This window comes from Bradyrhizobium sp. STM 3843 (assembly GCF_000239815.1).
In the GTDB taxonomy this organism is placed as follows: domain Bacteria; phylum Pseudomonadota; class Alphaproteobacteria; order Rhizobiales; family Xanthobacteraceae; genus Bradyrhizobium.
Genome location: NZ_CAFK01000088.1, coordinates 1 through 18,113 on the forward strand (window position 1 = coordinate 1; position 18,113 = coordinate 18,113).

Sequence of the window (18,113 nt, forward strand, 5' to 3'; positions counted from 1 at the left end):
CCTTAGCGCGCCGTCCTCGCGCATCATCTCGACCAGCATCCCTTCGCGCAGGCCGCGGTCGGCGACCCGCAGCCGCGGCAGCGGGAACGCCTGGCGGATCGAGTCCAGGATCGCGCAGCCGGCGAGCACGAGGTCGGCGCGCTCGACACTGATGCAATTATTGTCCGCGCGCTCCCGATAGCTCATGGACAAGAGCCGCGCGATGGTGGCCGAGATCTCGGCATCGTTGATCCAGATACCGTCCACCCGCCTGCGATCATAGCGCATCAGATTGAGGTGAATCCCTGCGAGTGTCGTGACGGTGCCGGACGTGCCGAGCAGATGCATGCCGGCGAGATCGCCGCCGTGCTCGGCCGCAAAGGGTGCGACATGCCCCGACACCGTCTCGACCATCGCGGCATAGATCTCGGGCGTGACGTCACGGCCGCCGAACCGTTCGGCAAGCGTGACCACCCCGAGCGGGATCGACATCCAGGCCTTGATCTGCGGTTCCGCATGGCGGTCCGCCGGGTCGCGCTCGATCCGCACCAATTCGCTGGAGCCGCCGCCGATATCGAACAGGATCGCGCCGTGCCCATGGGGGTCGAGCAGCGGCGCGCAGCCTTTCACCGCCAGCGCGGCCTCGGTTTCGCGGTCGATCACCTCGAGCCGGATGCCGGTCTCGGCCGCCACCCGGTCCCGAAAACCCTGGGCATTCGAGGCCGCCCGGCAGGCTTCGGTCGCGATCAGGCGCAGGCGCCTGGCCTTTCGGAACTGGATCTTGTCCCGGCAGATGCTGAGCGCGGCAATGGCGCGTTCCATTGCCGCCTCGCTGATGCAGCCGGTGGTCGAGATGCCCTCGCCCAGCCGGACGATGCGCGAGAACGAGTCCACCACGCGAAAACTCTCGCCCGAGGGACAGGCGATCAGGAGCCGACAGTTGTTGGTTCCGAGATCGAGAGCCGCGTAGACGCTGCTGCCATTGGCGGCACACGGCGTCCCAGGGTCCAGACCCGGTTGCAGTCCAGGCTCGATGTTCCCGCGCGGTGCAAGGCTCTCTCGCAGCCGCGTGTCATTGATCATCCAAATTGTCTTTCCGCCGGCGCAAGCCGCCGGCATGGAATTTCGCTTTCCTGAAACATTAGCAGTGCATAGCGCCTGTGCAACAGTCCCGACGCGCCCGGAGAGCCCTTCCTTGAGGCATGACGAACCATTCCTAATCGGGCGTTGTCGGGCGCGGAGGGGCAGACTATCTGGGAACAGCACGCGATTTTCGCGACCATCCAGCCTTTTGGGTTCAATTCCATGCAAGATTTCACCTCCCCGGCCGCCCTCGAAAACGCCATGGCGCTGCAGAAATTCGGGGTCGGCCAGCCGGTGCGCCGCAAAGAGGATGACACGCTGGTCCGGGGCCAGGGCAAATATACCGATGACGTCAACTTGCCCGGCCAGGCCTATGCCTGGATCGTCCGCTCCAGCCATGCCCACGGCCGGATCAAGGCGATCGACACCGCGGCTGCCAAGGCCATGCCTGGTGTGCTCGGGGTCTGGACCGGCGCCGACCTTGCGGCCGCCAATTACGGGCCCTTCACCTGCGGCCTGCCGCTGAAAAACCGTGACGGCACCCCGATCCTGCAGACCAATCGCATGGCCTTGCCGACCGACAAGGTCCGCTTCGTCGGCGATCCCGTGGCCTTCGTCGTTGCCGAGACCATGAACCAGGCCCGCGACGCCGCCGAAGCGGTCGAGGTCGACATCGAGCCGCTCCCCGCGGTCACCAATGCCGAGGAAGCAACCAAGCCCGGCGCGCCCCAGCTCTACGACCACATCCCGAACAACGTGGCGCTGGACTATCATTATGGCGACACCGCCAAGATCGATGAGGCCTTTGCCAAGGCCGCCCATGTGACCCGGCTCGACATTCTCAACACCCGCATCGCGGTCGTGCCGATGGAGCCACGGGTTGCGCTAGCCTCCTTCGACAAGGGAAACGAGCGCTACACGCTCCAGGTGCCGACGCAGGGCGTTTCCGGCAACAAGGCGATGCTGGCGAAGATCCTGAACGTCGCGCCGGAGAAGGTGCGCATCCTGACCGGCAATGTCGGCGGCTCATTCGGCATGAAGAACGTCGGCTACCCCGAATATGTCTGCATCCTGCATGCGGCCAAGGAGCTGGGACGCCCGGTGAAATGGCGCGACGAGCGCTCCGGCAGCTTCCTGTCCGACAGCCACGGCCGCGACCAGATCATCCATGGCGAGCTTGCGCTCGATGCCGAGGGCCATTTCCTGGCGGTGCGGCTGTCCGGCTACGGCAATCTCGGCGCCTACATCATGGGCGTCGCGCCGAGCCCGCTTTCGCTCAACACCGGCAAGAACCTGGCCAGCGTCTATCGCACGCCGCTGCTGTCGGTCGACATCAAGACCGTGCTCACCAACATCACCTTGATGGGCGCCTATCGCGGCGCCGGCCGGCCCGAGGCGAACTATTTCATGGAGCGGCTGATCGACAGCGCCGCCGACGAGATGGGCATCGACCGGCTGACCATGCGCAAGCGCAATTTCATCAAGCCGAACCAGATGCCGTTCCCGGCGGCGTCGGGCGTGACGTATGATTCCGGCGATTTCGCCGCGGTGTTCCAGAAGGCGTTGGAGCTGTCCGACTTCGACAATTACAACAAGCGCAAGCGCGAGAGCCGCAGGAACGGCAAGCTGCGCGGCGTCGCCGTCGGCTCCTATCTCGAGGTCACCGCACCGCCCTCAGGAGAACTCGGCAAGATCACCTTCGATGCCGATGGCGGCGTGACGCTCACCACCGGCACGCTGGATTACGGCCAGGGCCACGCCACGCCGTTCGCCCAGGTGCTGTCGGCCCAGCTCGGCGTTCCCTTCGAGAAGGTCCGGCTGGAGCAGAGCGATAGCGACCTCGTCCGCTTCGGCAACGGCACCGGCGGCTCGCGCTCGATCACCGCGACCGGCCAGGCGATCGTCGAGGCCTCGCAGCTCGTGATCGCCAAGGGCAAGCAGGCGGCGGCGCATCTGCTCGAGGCGTCCGAGGCCGACATCGAATTCGGCGATGGCCGCTTCACCATCGCCGGCACCGACCGCGCTATCGACATCATGGAGCTGGCGCAGCGGATGCGCGAGGGCAAGATGCCCGAGGGCGTGCCGGCCTCGCTCGATGTCGACCACGCCACCAACGGCACGGAATCGGCATTCCCGAACGGGTGCCATGTCGCCGAGGTCGAGGTCGATCCGGACACCGGTGTGGTGCAAGTGGTCGCCTATACCGGCGTCAACGACTTCGGCACCGTCGTCAATCCGATGATCGTCGCCGGCCAGCTTCACGGCGGCGTCGCGCAAGGCATCGGCCAGGCCCTGATGGAGCATGTGCGTTACGACGAGAGCGGCCAGCCGATTACGGGATCGCTGATGGACTATGCCCTGCCCCGCGCCTCCGACATCCCGAGCATGACGGTGGGCGATCACCCGGTGCCAGCCAAGACCAATCCCTTGGGCACCAAGGGCTGCGGCGAAGCCGGCTGCGCCGGCTCGCTCTCGACCGTGGTCAACGCCGTGATCGACGCGCTGTCGGAGTATGGCGTCAAGCACCTCGACATGCCCTTGACCGCGGAGAAGGTCTGGCGCGCGATCCAGGACGGCAAGGCGAACAAGGCGGCGTAAGCGCGCCGTGGCGGACTCGGGTACTTGGCGCTCGCTTCAATTCTCAACTGTCATCGTCCGCGAAGGCGGACGATCCAGTATTCCAGAGACGGCAGTGCTTCAGCCGAGGGGTCGCGGCGTACTGGATGCCCCGCCTGCGCGGGACATGACAATGGTGTGTGAGGCGACCGCGTACCTTTTTCGAAGCGGTGTCTCTTCCACGTCTAAGCCATCGCCTGCTCCCTCGGCTCATAGATCGCGACGTGATGGCAATGCGCGAGCGGCGTTGTCCCGTTCGCAACCACGAGCGCATCGAGTTCGACGAAGCGGTGGCCCTTCTTCTCGTAATTGGCGACCACTCTCGCGCGCGCCGTGAACTCATCACCTTCCGAAAAAGCCGAGAGCAACTGCATGCGACTGCCGACATGAATCCATGGCCCCAGGATCACGTTGTCGACCAGGAGGCGGTTCATCACCCGTTGCAGCATGCCGGGGTGGCCGAGACGATGGTCGGCATAGATCGGAGCACGCTCGCTGATCTCAGCAAGGTAGGCTGCGGCGGTTGGCCCGGGCCAGGCGCGCGGCGCCGTGCCGAGAAGGCTTCCGACCGCGAACGACTCCGCGCTGACGGGCTTGCGCTCGGCGATTGCTCCGACATCTTCGTAATCGTTGAGCGCAATCGGCTGCGCCGCTGACGGCAGCGACGCCGATCCGGTGGCACAGAGCTCGCCGCGGCTCTCGACCTCGAGCGTCAGCCTATCCTCGGCTTCTATGGCCCTGACTTCGACCATCTCGCCGTCATAGACCGGTTTGACGAACCGCGCCTCAATCAGGCCGCGCTCCAGGAATGGCCGGCCCCATCGCGCCACCGGCAGATGCATCATATAGGCGATCACCTCGACGCCCGGCACCAATCCGCCGGTGAAGCCGAACCGCCGTGCCACCGTATCGTCGTGCATCTTGTTCTCGGACTGCTTGGCGGTGTTAGTGGCCTCGACGCGATAGGTCCTGAGCCGGCTCGCCATCGGCATTTTCCCTGCTTTACGCGATCTTGCCGGCGATCGTAGCGACCGGACCTGCGGCGGCCAAGAAAAGCTTTGAAGACAGGCTTTGAACACAAGCTTTGAAGGCACCCTTTGAAGCCGCTGCTTTGGCTCGCAATTTCAGCGGCAATGGGGTAACCAGCCGAGGCCCGCAACAACGGCCCGTAACACCGCCGGAAGACAGCCGAATTGAACCCGACCCGCATCTATGTCGACGCCGACGCCTGCCCTGTGAAGGACGAGATCTATCGGGTCGCCGTCCGGCATGGCGTGCCGGTCAGCGTGGTCGCCGGCAATTTCATCCGGGTGCCGCAGGATCCCCTCATCGAACGCGTCGCTGCGGGTTCCGGGATGGATGCCGCCGACAACTGGATCGCGGAACGGGCCGGCCGGGGCGACATTGTCATCACCTGGGACATCCCGCTGGCGGACCGCTGCGTGAAGGCGGGCGCCGAGGTAATCGCGCCGAACGGCAAGCCGTTCACCGAGGACTCGATCGGCATGGCGCTGGCGGTGCGCAATTTGATGACCGATTTGCGGTCATCGGGCGAAGTGACCGGCGGCCCGAAATCCTACACGCCGCGCGACCGGTCGGCGTTCCTATCGACGCTCGATCAGACCATCCGCCGCCTGCAGCGCCAGCGCGCAGAGATCGCGCAGCAGCAGAGTTAATCGACCATGGCGCCACCGCTGATCCAACTCAAAGACATCAAGCTCACCTTCGGCGGCACGCCGTTGCTGTCGGGCGTCGAGCTCTCGGTCTCGCCCGGCGAGCGCGTCTGCCTGATCGGCCGCAACGGCTCCGGCAAATCGACGCTCCTGAAGATCGCTGCCGGCCTGGTCGAGGCCGATAGCGGCACCCGTTTTGTCCAACCGGGCGCCACGGTCCGCTATCTGCCGCAGGAGCCGGATTTCTCCGGCCATGCCACCACGCTCGCCTATGTCGAGGCGGGCCTCGGCCCCGGCGACGATCCCTATCAGGCGCGCTATCTGGTCGAGCAGCTCGGCCTGACCGGCGAGGAAGATCCGGTGCATCTGTCCGGCGGCGAAGCGCGGCGCGCGGCGATCGCCCGCGTGCTGGCGCCCTCGCCCGATATTCTTCTGCTGGACGAGCCGACCAACCATCTCGACCTGCCGACCATCGAATGGCTCGAGAACGAACTCGACGGCCGCCGCTGCGCGCTGGTCCTGATCAGCCACGATCGCCGCTTCCTCACCAATTTGTCGCGCGCGACCGCCTGGCTCGACCGCGGCCAGATCAAGCAGATCGACCGCGGCTTTGCCGCCTTCGAGGCCTGGCGCGACGAGGTGCTGGCCGAGGAGGAGCGCGAGCAGCACAAGCTCGACCGCAAAATCGTCAACGAGGAACACTGGCTGCGCTACGGCGTCTCCGGCCGGCGCAAGCGCAACGTCAAGCGGCTCGCCAACCTGCATGCGCTGCGTCAGCAGCGCCGCGACTATCGCGGCACCGCGGGTGCCGCCAATCTCGCGGCAGCCGAGGCCGACAAATCCGGCAAGCTCGTGATCGAGGCCAGGGGCGTCAGCAAGACCTATGGCGAGCGCAAGATCGTCGACAATTTCTCCATCCGCATTCAGCGCGGCGACCGCATCGGCATCATCGGCCCCAACGGCGCCGGCAAGACCACGCTGGTCAATCTCCTCACCGGCGGCGACGAGCCGGACGGCGGCAGCGTACGGCTTGGCGTCGATCTCGAAATGGCCACCCTAGACCAGCATCGCGAAAGCCTCGATCCGAAATCGACACTCGCGGAGGCATTGACCGGCGGCCGCGGCGATCACGTGATGGTCGGCGGCAAGCCCAAGCATGTGGTCGGCTACATGAAGGACTTTCTGTTTGCCGACGAGCAGCGGGGCACGCCGCTGGAGGTGCTCTCCGGCGGCGAGCGCGGCCGGCTGATGCTGGCCCGCGCGCTGGCCAAACCATCCAACCTGCTGGTGCTGGACGAGCCGACCAACGATCTCGATCTCGAGACGCTCGACGTGCTCGAGGACATGCTCGGCGACTACGATGGCACGGTGATCCTGATCAGCCACGACCGTGATTTCCTCGATCGCGTCGTCACCTCCGTGATCGTGCCGGAGGGCAACGGCCGATGGCTCGAATATGCCGGCGGCTATAGCGACATGCTGGCGCAACGCGGCGCCGATCTGAAGCGCGAGGCGCCGAAGACGCCGGCGACGGACGAGAAGAAGGAAGCCAAGCCCGCCACTGCGGCTGCGCCATCCGGCGCGCCGAAGCGCAAGCTGTCCTTCAACGAGAAGCACGCGCTGGAAACGCTGCCGAAGACGATCGCAAAGCTGCAGGCCGAGATCGCAAAGCAGCAGCAGGTTCTGGCCGATCCCGAGCTCTACGCCAAGGACCGCAAGAGATTCGAGGCCGCCTCGGTCGCGGTCGCCACAGCGCAGGCCGAGCTCACCGCCGCCGAAGACCGCTGGCTCGAGCTGGAGATGCTGCGCGAGGAGATCGAACAGGCGTGAGGCGTCGATATGAAGCTGCCAAAGATGCCGCAGCCGTGGCCGAGCAATCGGTACCCCCTCTCCCACAAGGGGAGAGGGTGCGCCGTCAGCGCGGATCAATCCGCGCACCACAACTAACGGTGGAAACAGATCGTTTTGAGGGATGCCCATGACCACCCCACTCGCCGCCAAGATCGCCCGTGAATACGGCACGCCTTGCGCCGTCATCGACATGGACAAAGTCGAGCGCAACATCGCGCGCGTGCAGGCGCTGTGCGAGGCGAGCGGTGTCGCCAACCGGCCGCACATCAAGACCCACAAGAGCCCCGTCCTCGCCAAGCTGCAGATCGCAGCCGGCGCCAAGGGCATCACCTGCCAGAAGATCGGCGAGGCCGAGATCATGGCGGACGCCGGCATCGACAACATCCTGATCAGCTACAACCTGATCGGCGAGGAGAAGATGGGCCGGCTCGCCGCGCTCCAGGCCAAGGCCGACATGACGGTCGCCGCCGACAATCCGACGGTGATCGCCGGCCTGCCGCAGGCCGCGAAGCAATCAGGCCGCACGCTTTCGGTCGTGGTCGAATGCGATACGGGGCGCAAGCGCGCCGGTGTCGAGACGCCGGCAGAAGCCATTGCGCTGGCCAAGCAGATCGCCGCGTCCGAAGGCCTGCGCTTCGCCGGCTTCATGCTGTATCCGACCGAGACCGGCTGGGAGGACGCGCAGAAGTTCTACGACGCGGCGCTGGCCGGCGTGCGTACTGAAGGGCTCGATGCATCGATCGTTTCGACCGGCGGTTCGCCGAACCTGAAGAACCTCGGCAAGCTGAACGGCGCCACCGAGCATCGTCCCGGCACCTACATCTACAACGACCGCATGCAGGTCGCCGCCGGCGTGGCGAGCTGGGACGATTGCGCGCTTCACATCTACTCGACTGTGGTGAGCCGCGCCGCTCCCGAGCGCGGCATTCTCGATGCCGGCTCCAAGACGCTGACCACCGACACCGGCGGGCTCGACGGGCACGGCCTGATCCTGGAGCATCCGGAGGCGAAGATCGCGCGCTTTGCCGAGGAGCACGGTTTCCTCGACCTATCCCGCAGCAACACCCGGCCGAACGTCGGCGACGTCGTGCGCATCGTGCCCAACCATGTCTGCGTCGTCGTCAACATGATGGACGAAGTGGTGATGGTCCGCGGCGAGGAGATCCTGGGCACCCTGCCGGTCGCGGCGCGGGGGAAGCTTCGATAGGGTTCTAGTTTCCCGGCCGTCAATCCATACTCCCGATCATTCCGGGATGCGCCGAAAGCGCAGGTCCGGAATCCATACTCCCGATCGTGGTTATGGATTCCGGGCCTGCGACTTCGTCACGCCCCGGAATGACACCGCATTTGTGGCTACCGTTGCACCCACCTCAACACGCCTCCTCCCGCCGCCACACCTGTCGCAAATGACGCCTGCAGCAGATAGCCGCCGGTCGGCGCTTCCCAGTCCAGCATCTCGCCGCAGGCGAACACGCCGGGCAGACGCTTGATCATGTAATCGGCATCGAGCTCATCACGCGCGATACCGCCGGCGGTCGAGATCGCGCGCGCGAGTCCGGCCGTGCCGTTGAGCTTCAGCGGCAAGCCGTTGATCAGCGCGGCGAGTTGCTCCGGCGGCAGAGATGATGGAGACAGGCCGGCGGCCTTGCCCGCCTCCTGCACCAAACCGATCGCGACGGGCGAGAGCTGCAGCGCCTTGCGCAGGAAATTGGAGAAAGACTGTTTGCCTCGCGGCGCCTTGAGCCGCGCAATTAACTCCTGCGTTCCGAGGTCAGGTCGAAGAGCGATCAGCAATGTCGCCGCTCCCGCCGACGCGATAGCCTCGCGCAGCTCAGCAGAGAGCGCGTAGATCGCACCGCCCTCGATGCCGTGGCGGGTGATGATGGCTTCACCGCGTACGCTCCGGCCGCTGAAGCTCAACGCGATGCTCTTCAGCGGCTGTCCCTCGAAGCGCTCGCGGAAGAGGTCCGACCAGCCGACGCTGAAGCCGCAATTGGCAGGCCGGAGCGGCGCGATCGCAACACCTCTGGCCGCAAGGATGGACGTCCACGCCCCATCCGAGCCGAGCCGCGGCCAGCTCGCGCCGCCGAGCGCCAGCACAATGGCATCGGCTGCGACCACGCGCGAACCGGTCGGTGTTTCGAATTGCAATCGGCGCTGCTCGTCCCAGCCAGTCCAGCGGTGCCGCAGCTCCAATCGCACGCCCTGCGCCGCGAGACGCCGCAGCCAAGCCCTTAGCAAGGGTGACGCCTTGAAGCTTTCGGGGAAGACCCGACCCGAGGAGCCGACGAATGTCTTTTCGCCGAGCGTCTCGCACCATGCGCGCAGGCGCTCTGGCGGAAACACGCGGACCGCGGCTTCGAGAAATGGCGCCGCCTCGCGATAGCGCGACAGGAACGCCGGCAGCTCCTCGCTATGGGTGAGATTGAGCCCGCCGCGCCCGGCCATCAGGAATTTGCGCGCCGGCGACGGCATCGCGTCATACACGGTGACGGCGGCCCCGCCTTCGGCGAGCACCTCGGCCGCCATCAGCCCGGCGGGGCCGGCGCCGATGATGGCGATGTGGTTTGGCATTGAGGACATCGCGCGAATTTAAGCCGCGCCGGTCGCGAAACAACAGCTCGTCATGCCCGGGCTTGACCCGGGCATCCACGCACCACCAAGCATGCGGTGCCAAAGACGTGGATGGCCGGGTCAAGCCCGGCCATGACGAACGAGTTCATGGCGGACACCGAGAACTACAACTTAATCCCCGCCCTTGCGGCAGCCTGGGCGACATATTTCTGCGTCTGCTCGAAGGCGCCCTGCAGGGCCTTGGCGGTCGACATGTCGCTGATCTCGGCGAAGTTCGCTGCGATCGCGTCCGGCGTCCATTCCGATGGGGGCAGATTGATGCCTTCGGTTTCGAGGATCCTGATCACGGCAAACGAGCCGGCGCCTGCGCCCATGATGGTCTTGGTCGGCGCGTCCTCGCTCAACAGATATTCCACCGCCGGCGTGATCGCCTCCGGCTTCATCAGTTGCAGCGCCTGCGGCGGCAACAGCTCTTCGGTCATGCGGGTCGCAGCCGTCGGCGAGATCGTGTTGACGCGAATGTTGTTCTTGCGGCCTTCGTCCGCCAGCACGTTCATCAGGCCGACGATGCCGGCCTTCGCCGCACCGTAATTGGCCTGGCCGAAATTGCCGTAGAGGCCGGAGGACGAGGTCGTCACGACGATGCGGCCATAATTGCGGTCGCGCATGCCGGCCCACACCGCCTTGCAGCAGTGGAAGGTGCCGACCAGATGCACGTCGAGCACCTTGGCGAAATCGGCCAGCTCCATCTTGCCGAACGACTTGTCGCGCAGGATGCCGGCATTGGCGCACAGCAGATCGACACTGCCCCACTCCTTGGTCGCGCGCTCGACCATCGCAGTGACCTGCTCGAAATTGGAGACGTCGGCGCCATCGGCCATCGCGGTGCCGCCGGCCTTGCGGATCTCCTCGACGACCGTTTCAGCGGGCGTAAGCGAACCGCCGGAGCCATCGCGGGCGCCGCCGAAATCGTTGACCACGACCTTGGCGCCGCGGCTGGCAAGCCCCAGCGCATGCGCGCGCCCCAGGCCATTGCCCGCGCCGGTGACGATGGCGACACGTCCGTCAAATCTGATTGCCATGTTTATTTTCCTATCGTTGTTAGCTCGTCATGCCCGGGCAAAAGCGCGAAGCGCGTCTTCGTCCGAAATCCCCCGGGCATCCATCAGAAAACTGATCAGCCTTTCATCAGTGATGGATTGCCGGGTCAAGCCCGGCAATGACGAGGGTGGCGGGTTAGCTCAGATAGATCAGCCCGATCCAGTCGGCGACCAAAGCGGGCTTATCCTCGCCCTCGATCTCGACCGTGACGTTGGTGCGCGACTGCAATTCCTTTGGCTTGCGCAGCGTGGCTTCGGCAAGCACGAAGCGCCCGCGCACGCGCTTGCCGGACTTCACCGGCGAGATGAAGCGCAGCTTGTCGAAGCCGTAGTTGACGCCCATGGCCGTGCCCTCGATCGCGGGCATCACTTCATAGGACATGACGCTGAGCAGCGACATCGTCAGAAACCCATGGGCAATGGTGGTGCCGAAGGGTGTCGCTTTCGCCTTCTCAGGATCGACATGGATGAACTGATGATCCTCGATCACGTCAGCATAGGTATCAATGCGTTTCTGATCGAGCACATGCCACGACGATACCCCGATCTCCTGCCCGACAAGGGCTTGATACGACTCGAGTGAAATCGGCGGCTTCTTCCAGATTTGATTCATTCGTTTCTGCTTCCTATCACTCATGCCCCGCCGGCCGTGCCTTCAGCTCGGGAAAATCCTCTTCGCGGAATTCCACCCCGCGCAAGGCGTCGGTGCGATTGTCGTCGTGTTCGAGCCGGCGCAGCTGCACGCGACGAATTTTTCCTGAGATCGTCTTCGGCAGCTCCGTCACGAGCTCGATGCGGCGGATGCGCTTGAACGGCGCAAGCCGCGCCTGCAGATGTTCGAAGATCGACAGCGCGGTCGCGCGCGAGCGCTCGGCGCCTGATGTGAGCAGCACATAGGCCTTGGGGATCGCGAGCCGGATCGGATCCGGGCTCGGCACGACGGCGGCCTCCGCAACCGCGTCATGCTCCAACAGGATGCTCTCCAGCTCGAACGGCGAGATGCGATAGTCTGAGGACTTGAACACGTCATCGGAGCGCCCGACGAAGGTGAGATAGCCGTCCTCGTCCTGAAACACGACGTCGCCGGTGCGGTAACGCAGGCCGTCAGTGCCGGAGAGCGTGCCGTCCTCGGTCTGATAGCCCTGCATCAATCCGGCCGGGCGCTCGGCGCCGAGCGCGAGCGTGATCTCGCCTTCCTTGGCGGGGTTGCCGTCGATGTCACAGACCTCGATACGATAGCCCGGCAAGGGCCGGCCCATCGAGCCGATCTTCACGGCCTGCCCCGGCGAATTGCCGACGATCGCGGCCGTCTCGGTCTGGCCGTAGCCGTCACGGATCGTGAGCCCCCAGGCGGCGCGCACCTGGTCGATCACTTCCGGGTTGAGCGGCTCGCCGGCGCCGCAGGCCTCGCGCAACGACACCTTGAAGTCGGAGAGATGCTCCTGGATGAACAGCCGCCACACCGTCGGCGGCGCACACAGCGTGGTGACGCCGCAGCGGCCGACGGTGGCGAGCAGCGCCTTGGCATCGAAGCGCGGCTGGTTGACGACGAAGATGGTGGCGCCGGCATTCCAAGGCGCGAAGAAGCAGCTCCAGGCGTGCTTCGCCCAGCCCGGCGAGGAGATGTTGAGATGGATGTCGCCGGGCTGCAGACCGAGCCAGTACATGGTCGAGAGATGCCCGACCGGATAGCTGCGATGGCTGTGCCGCACCAGCTTCGGTTTGGCCGTGGTACCGGAGGTGAAATAGAGCAGCATCGGATCGTCCGCCTGCGTCGGAGCATCCGGCGCAAAGTCCTCCGCTGCATCGGCCGCTTGCGCAAACGACAGCCAGCCGTCCGGCGCGGCGCCATCGCCGACCACGATGCGGACGAGATCGTCGGCGCCGAGCGCGGTAAATTTCGCGACCTGGTCCTGCGCGGCCACCACCGCTTTGGCGCGGCCGCGCTCTAGCCGATCCTTGAGCTCATCCGTGGTCAACAACGTGGTCGCGGGGATCACGATGACGCCGAGCTTCATCGCGGCCAGCATGGTCTCCCACAGCGGCACCACATTGCCCAGCAGCAGCAGCAGATGATCGCCGCCCTTCAGCCCCTGCGCGCGCAGGAAATTGGCGACCTGGTTGGAGCGGCGCGACAGCGCGGCGAAGGAGAGCTTTGTCTGTCGATCAAGTGCAGCATCCACGATCCACAGCGCAATGCGATCGCGGCTCTCAGGATCACGCGCCAGCTCGGCATCGAACCAGTCCAGCGCCCAGTTGAACGGGACCGGGTCCGGCCAGCAGAATCCCTTCACCGCGGCATCGTAGTCGGTGCGGTGCGCGAGCAGGAAGGCGCGCGCGTCCTTGAATGTCGTCATCAGCTCTTCCCAGTCAGGCTTCGGACGTGCTGAATGATCCCCGAAAAGTCGACTCCGCTATTCCCGGCGGCGTCGAACGCCTTGTAGATCTCCTGGGCGTGTTGGCCAAGCGGGGTCGCCGCGCCCGAGGCCTTCGCCGCGTCCTGCGACAGGGTCAGGTCTTTCAGCATCAGCGCGGTGGCAAAGCCCGGCCTATAGTCGTTATTGGCTGGCGAGGCCGGCACAGGACCGGGCACCGGGCAATAGCTGGTGAGCGACCAGCACTGGCCGGATGAGGTCGACGCAACATCGAACAGCGCCTGATGCGACAGGCCGAGCTTTTCGCCCAGCGCAAAGGCCTCGCTGACCGCAATCATGGAAATGCCCAGGATCATGTTGTTGCAGATCTTGGCCGCCTGGCCGGCGCCGGCACCGCCGCAATGGACGATCTTCTTGCCCATGTTTTCCAGGATCGGCCTGGCCTTGGCAAATGCGCCGTCCTCGCCGCCGCACATGAAGGTGAGCGTTGCGGCCTTGGCGCCGCCAGTGCCGCCGGACACCGGCGCATCGATCGAGGCGATGCCGTGCTTGACGGCGAGCGCATGCGCTGTTCGCGCGCTCTCCACATCGATGGTGGACGAATCGATGATCAGCGCGCCCTTGGTCATGACCGGCACGACATCATTCCACACCGCCAGCACATGCTTGCCGGCCGGCAGCATGGTGACCACGACCTCGGCGCCCCTCGCGGCCGCTGCCGCGCTCTCGGCGATGTCAGCGCCCGCGCTCTTGGCCTGCGCGCGCGAAGCCTCGACCAGATCGGAGGCGACCACCTTGTAGCCTGCCTTCACCAGGTTGGCGGCCATCGGTCCGCCCATATTGCCGAGGCCGATGAATGCGATCGTTGCCATTGTTGTTTCCTCCCCTCGGATGTCAGTCTTATTTGCCTTGCGGGACTATGAGCTCGTCGGCGCCGATCTCTGCCAGATATGGCGCCAGCATCTCCGGCGTCACGGCGTCGATCTCCGGTGGCGACCAGCGCGGGTTGCGGTCCTTGTCGATGATCGCGGCACGCACGCCCTCGCGGAAATCGTCGCTGCGAAACACCTCCAACGCCGCGCGATATTCACGCACCAGACAGTCCTGCAGCGAGCTTGCGTTGCGTGCCAGCCGAAGGAGCTTCAACGTCACCACCATGCCGCGCGGGGACTTTTCGCGCAGGGCCTTCAAGGTGGACAGCGCGAGCTCCGAGCCGTCCTGTTCAAGCGCCGCCACGACGTCGTGCATGCTGTCGTGCCCGAACCAGCGGTCGATCCTGTCCTGCAGCGCCGCGACCGGGCCGGCGTTTTCACCGGTAGAGAAGCCCTCGATCAGCCGCTCCACCTCACTCGATAGCGTACCGGGTCGAAGCTTCGTCAGCACCTCGCGCAAGGCCGGCCATTTTTCGGTCGGCACCAGGGCATCGGCAAAGCGGGCATGGATCGCATCAGGGCCGTTCATGGTCTGGCCGGTCAGGCCGAAATAGCTACCGAGCTCGCCGGGCGCGTGCGACAACAGCCAGGTGCCGCCGACATCGGGGAAAAAGCCAAGGCCGACTTCGGGCATCGCCAGCTTGGTTTTTTCAGTCACGATGCGATGGCGGCCATGCGCCGACAGCCCGACACCGCCGCCCATCACCAGGCCATCCATGTAGGCCACATAGGGCTTTGGAAACGACGCGATGCGCGCGTTCATGACGTATTCCTGGCGCCAGAACCGCTTGCCGAGATCGCCGCCCGCCTTGGAGCTTTCATAGAGCCCGCGGATATCGCCGCCGGCGCAAAGCCCGCGCTCACCGGCGCCTTCGAGAATGATCACCGCGACGGCCGGATCGGCCTCGAACTGGTCGAGCGCGGCATCGATGCCGAGTGACATCTCCAAGGTCATCGCGTTGATCGCCTTCGGCCGGTTGAGCCGGATGACGCCCGCCGAGCCCTCGCGGCGAACGATCAGATCGCCTTCCGTCCCCACCTCGCTCACCTGGTCCCCTCGATCAATTTGCGTGATACGATCAGTCGCATGATCTCGTTGGTCCCTTCCAGGATCTGATGCACGCGCAGATCACGCACGATCTTCTCGATGCCGTATTCGCTCAAATAGCCGTAGCCGCCGTGCAATTGCAGCGCCTGGTTGGCGACCTCGAAACCGACATCGGTGCCGAAGCGCTTGGCCATCGCGCACAGCATGGTGGCGTCGGGATCCTTGCGGTCGAGCGCGGCGGCGGCGCGCCAGACGAAGGTCCGGGCCGCCTCGAGCTCGATCGCCATGTCGGCAATGCGGAACTGCAGCGCCTGGAATTCATCGAGCCGCTTGCCGAACGCTTTGCGCTCCCTGGTGTAGGCCAGCGTCTTGTCGAGTGCGCTCTGCGCGCCACCGAGCGAACACGCGGCAATGTTGAGGCGACCACCGTCGAGCCCGGCCATGGCGATCTTGAAGCCGATGCCTTCTTCGCCGAGCCGGTTGATGACAGGCACGCGCGCATTCTCGAAGATCACCGCGCGGGTCGGCTGTGCATTCCAGCCCATCTTGCGCTCATTGGCGCCGAACGAGACGCCCGGCGTATCAGCGTCGATCACGAGCGTCGAGATGCCGCCGGGTCCCTCGCCGCCCGTACGCACCATCGCGACCAGGAGACCGGTCGCGCCCGCGCCGGAGATGAACTGCTTCTGCCCATTGAGGATGTAATCGTCGCCGTCGCGCACCGCGCGGGTGCGCAGCGCCGCTGCATCCGAGCCGGCGCCCGGCTCGGTCAGACAGTAGCTTGCGATCAGCTCCATGGTGCAGAGTCTTGGCAGGTAGGCTTGCCGCTGCGCCTCGGTGCCGAAGGTGTCGATCATCCACGACGCCATGTTGTGGATCGAGATGAAGGCCGACACGGTCGGGCACCCCGTGGCCAGCGCCTCGAAAATCAGCGCCGCGTCGAGGCGGCTCAAGCCGGAGCCGCCGACATCGTCGCGGATGTAGATGCCGCCCATGCCGAGGTGTGCGGCTTCGCGCATCACGTCGATCGGGAAATGCTTCTCCTCGTCCCAGCGCAAGGCATGCGGCGCGATCTTCTCCGCGGCAAAGCTTCGCGCCATCTCGCGAACTGCGACCTGATCCTCGTTGAGAGCGAATTGCATTCGTTCTCTGCATCTCCCTGTTTTGTTGGTTAGCCCTGCCCTATGCCGTTCCCGTCATTGCGAGGAGCGATAGCTTCGAAGCAATCCAGATCACTCCCGGATTGGCATTTCTGGACTGCTTCGCTGAGCCTGCCCTCGGGCGAGCCGAAGGCCCGACCCGGGGCTCGCAATGACGGAGCAGGTCATTGCAGACGCGGCTTCGTCACTTCATGGTCGGAATCGAGAACTCCGCGCCTTCCTTGACGCCCGAGGGCCAGCGCGAGGTCACGGTCTTGGTCTTGGTGTAGAAGCGGATCGAATCCGGGCCGTGCTGGTTGAGATCACCGAAGCCGGAGCGCTTCCAGCCGCCAAAGGTGTAATAGGCGATCGGCACCGGGATCGGCACGTTGATGCCGACCATGCCGACATTCACCTTGGCGGCAAAATCGCGCGCGGCGTCACCGTCGCGGGTGAAGATCGCGACGCCGTTGCCGTAATCGTGCTCGGACGGCAGCGCCAGCGCCTCGGCGTAATCCTTGGCGCGCACCACCGAGAGCACGGGGCCGAAGATCTCCTCCTTGTAGATGCGCATGTCCTTGGTGACGTTGTCGAACAGACAGCCGCCCATGTAGAAGCCGTTCTCATAGCCCTGCATCTTGAAGCCGCGACCGTCGACCGCTAGCGTCGCGCCTTCCTTGATGCCGATCTCGACATAGTTCTTGACGCGCTCGACCGCCTCTTTGGTCACCAGCGGGCCGTAATCGGCGGAGGGATCGATCGAGGTGCCGATCTTCAAGGACTCCACCCGCGGGATCAGCTTCTCCATCAGCCGGTCGGCGGTGGTCTTGCCCACGGGCACCGCGACCGACACCGCCATGCAGCGCTCGCCGGCCGAGCCGTAGCCCGCGCCGATCAACGCGTCGACCGCCTGGTCCATGTCGGCATCGGGCATCACGATGGCGTGGTTCTTGGCGCCGCCGAAGCACTGGCAGCGCTTGCCGTGGGCGGCAGCCCGCTCATAGATGTATTGCGCGATCGGCGACGAGCCGACGAAGCCGACCGCCCTGATATCAGGATCTTCGAGGATCGCATCGACCGCCTCCTTGTCGCCATTGACGACATTGAGCACGCCCGGCGGCAGGCCGGCCTCGATCATCAACTCGGCAAGCATCATCGGCACGCCGGGATCGCGCTCGCTCGGCTTGAGGATGAAAGCGTTGCCGCAGGCGATGGCAGGGGCGAACTTCCACATCGGAATCATCGCCGGGAAATTGAACGGCGTAATGCCGGCAACGACACCGAGCGGCTGGCGCATCGAATAGATGTCGATGCCGGGGCCGGCGCCCTCGGTATATTCACCCTTCATCAGGTGTGGAATGCCGCAGGCGAATTCCACCACCTCCAGGCCGCGCTGGATGTCGCCCTTGGCGTCGGGAACGGTCTTGCCATGCTCGCGCGCGAGCAGCTCGGCGAGCTTGTCGTAGTCGCGCTGGGCAAGCTCCAGGAATTTCATCATCACGCGGGCGCGGCGTTGCGGATTGGTCGCGGCCCAGGCGGGCTGTGCGGCCTTGGCATTTTCCACCGCCGCGCGCACCTCGGCGCGGGAGGCCAGCGCCACCTTGGCCTGCACCTCGCCGGTCATCGGCTCGAAGACGTCCGCAGTGCGTCCGGACCCGCCCTTGACCTCGCGGCCGCCAATGAAATGACCGATCGAACGCATGGGCTTTTCCTCCACAAAATGAGCCGTGCCGGTTGGGCCGG

At 65.3% G+C, this 18,113-nt stretch carries 14 protein-coding genes; 4 read left to right on the forward strand and 10 right to left on the reverse strand.

Going from position 1 to position 18,113, the window contains the following annotated elements:
- A partial coding sequence (locus BRAS3843_RS11990) for a Ppx/GppA phosphatase family protein (protein ID WP_035981516.1) occupies positions 1-1,062 on the reverse strand: 1,062 nt, incomplete at its 3' end.
- 222 nt (positions 1,063-1,284) lie between these two features.
- On the opposite strand from BRAS3843_RS11990, the gene BRAS3843_RS11995 reads away from it, so the two are divergent.
- On the forward strand, positions 1,285-3,660 hold the full coding sequence (locus tag BRAS3843_RS11995) for a xanthine dehydrogenase family protein molybdopterin-binding subunit (RefSeq protein ID WP_008969153.1): 2,376 nt from the start codon (positions 1,285-1,287) through the stop codon (positions 3,658-3,660).
- A 203-nt stretch (positions 3,661-3,863) separates the two neighbouring features.
- Here BRAS3843_RS11995 and BRAS3843_RS12000 read toward each other — a convergent pair whose 3' ends face one another.
- On the reverse strand, positions 3,864-4,664 hold the full coding sequence (locus BRAS3843_RS12000; protein WP_008969154.1) for a hypothetical protein: 801 nt from the start codon (positions 4,662-4,664) through the stop codon (positions 3,864-3,866).
- A 207-nt stretch (positions 4,665-4,871) separates the two neighbouring features.
- On the opposite strand from BRAS3843_RS12000, the gene BRAS3843_RS12005 reads away from it, so the two are divergent.
- The 3 genes from BRAS3843_RS12005 (at position 4,872) to BRAS3843_RS12015 (ending at position 8,409) form a co-directional block, all read left to right on the forward strand.
- Positions 4,872-5,354: a YaiI/YqxD family protein gene (locus tag BRAS3843_RS12005; RefSeq protein WP_008969155.1), complete on the forward strand. Its 483-nt coding sequence runs from the start codon at positions 4,872-4,874 to the stop codon at positions 5,352-5,354.
- Between the two features lie 6 nt (positions 5,355-5,360).
- A complete protein-coding gene (locus BRAS3843_RS12010) occupies positions 5,361-7,181 on the forward strand; it encodes an ATP-binding cassette domain-containing protein (protein ID WP_008969156.1) in 1,821 nt (606 codons plus the stop codon).
- 148 nt (positions 7,182-7,329) lie between these two features.
- Positions 7,330-8,409, forward strand: coding sequence for a D-TA family PLP-dependent enzyme (locus BRAS3843_RS12015; protein ID WP_008969157.1), 1,080 nt, complete (start codon positions 7,330-7,332; stop codon positions 8,407-8,409).
- Between the two features lie 146 nt (positions 8,410-8,555).
- On the opposite strand, the gene BRAS3843_RS12020 is transcribed toward BRAS3843_RS12015, so the two are convergent.
- The 8 genes from BRAS3843_RS12020 to BRAS3843_RS12055 form a co-directional block, all read right to left on the reverse strand.
- The gene (locus BRAS3843_RS12020) at positions 8,556-9,785 is read right to left on the reverse strand and encodes a TIGR03862 family flavoprotein (protein ID WP_139024844.1); all 1,230 of its coding nucleotides are present in this window, start codon (positions 9,783-9,785) and stop codon (positions 8,556-8,558) included.
- Between the two features lie 155 nt (positions 9,786-9,940).
- Positions 9,941-10,858, reverse strand: a complete 918-nt coding sequence (locus tag BRAS3843_RS12025) for an SDR family NAD(P)-dependent oxidoreductase (RefSeq protein ID WP_008969159.1) — start codon at positions 10,856-10,858, stop codon at positions 9,941-9,943.
- A 154-nt stretch (positions 10,859-11,012) separates the two neighbouring features.
- Positions 11,013-11,489, reverse strand: a complete 477-nt coding sequence (locus tag BRAS3843_RS12030; RefSeq protein WP_008969160.1) for a MaoC/PaaZ C-terminal domain-containing protein — start codon at positions 11,487-11,489, stop codon at positions 11,013-11,015.
- Positions 11,490-11,505: 16 nt separating this feature from the next.
- Entirely contained in the window at positions 11,506-13,233 is a 1,728-nt protein-coding gene (locus tag BRAS3843_RS12035) for an AMP-binding protein (protein ID WP_008969161.1), read from the reverse strand.
- A complete protein-coding gene (gene mmsB, locus BRAS3843_RS12040; protein WP_008969162.1) occupies positions 13,233-14,123 on the reverse strand; it encodes a 3-hydroxyisobutyrate dehydrogenase in 891 nt (296 codons plus the stop codon). The genes BRAS3843_RS12035 and mmsB overlap by 1 nt, the downstream gene beginning before the upstream one ends.
- 28 nt (positions 14,124-14,151) lie before the next feature.
- On the reverse strand, positions 14,152-15,231 hold the full coding sequence (locus BRAS3843_RS12045) for an enoyl-CoA hydratase/isomerase family protein (protein WP_008969163.1): 1,080 nt from the start codon (positions 15,229-15,231) through the stop codon (positions 14,152-14,154).
- Positions 15,228-16,373 carry an isobutyryl-CoA dehydrogenase gene (locus BRAS3843_RS12050; protein WP_008969164.1) on the reverse strand — a complete coding sequence of 382 codons (1,146 nt, stop codon included), beginning with the start codon at positions 16,371-16,373 and terminating at the stop codon, positions 15,228-15,230. The genes BRAS3843_RS12045 and BRAS3843_RS12050 overlap by 4 nt, the downstream gene beginning before the upstream one ends.
- Before the next feature lie 202 nt (positions 16,374-16,575).
- Positions 16,576-18,072 carry a CoA-acylating methylmalonate-semialdehyde dehydrogenase gene (locus tag BRAS3843_RS12055; RefSeq protein WP_008969165.1) on the reverse strand — a complete coding sequence of 499 codons (1,497 nt, stop codon included), beginning with the start codon at positions 18,070-18,072 and terminating at the stop codon, positions 16,576-16,578.
- Between the last annotated feature and the right edge of the window lie 41 nt (positions 18,073-18,113).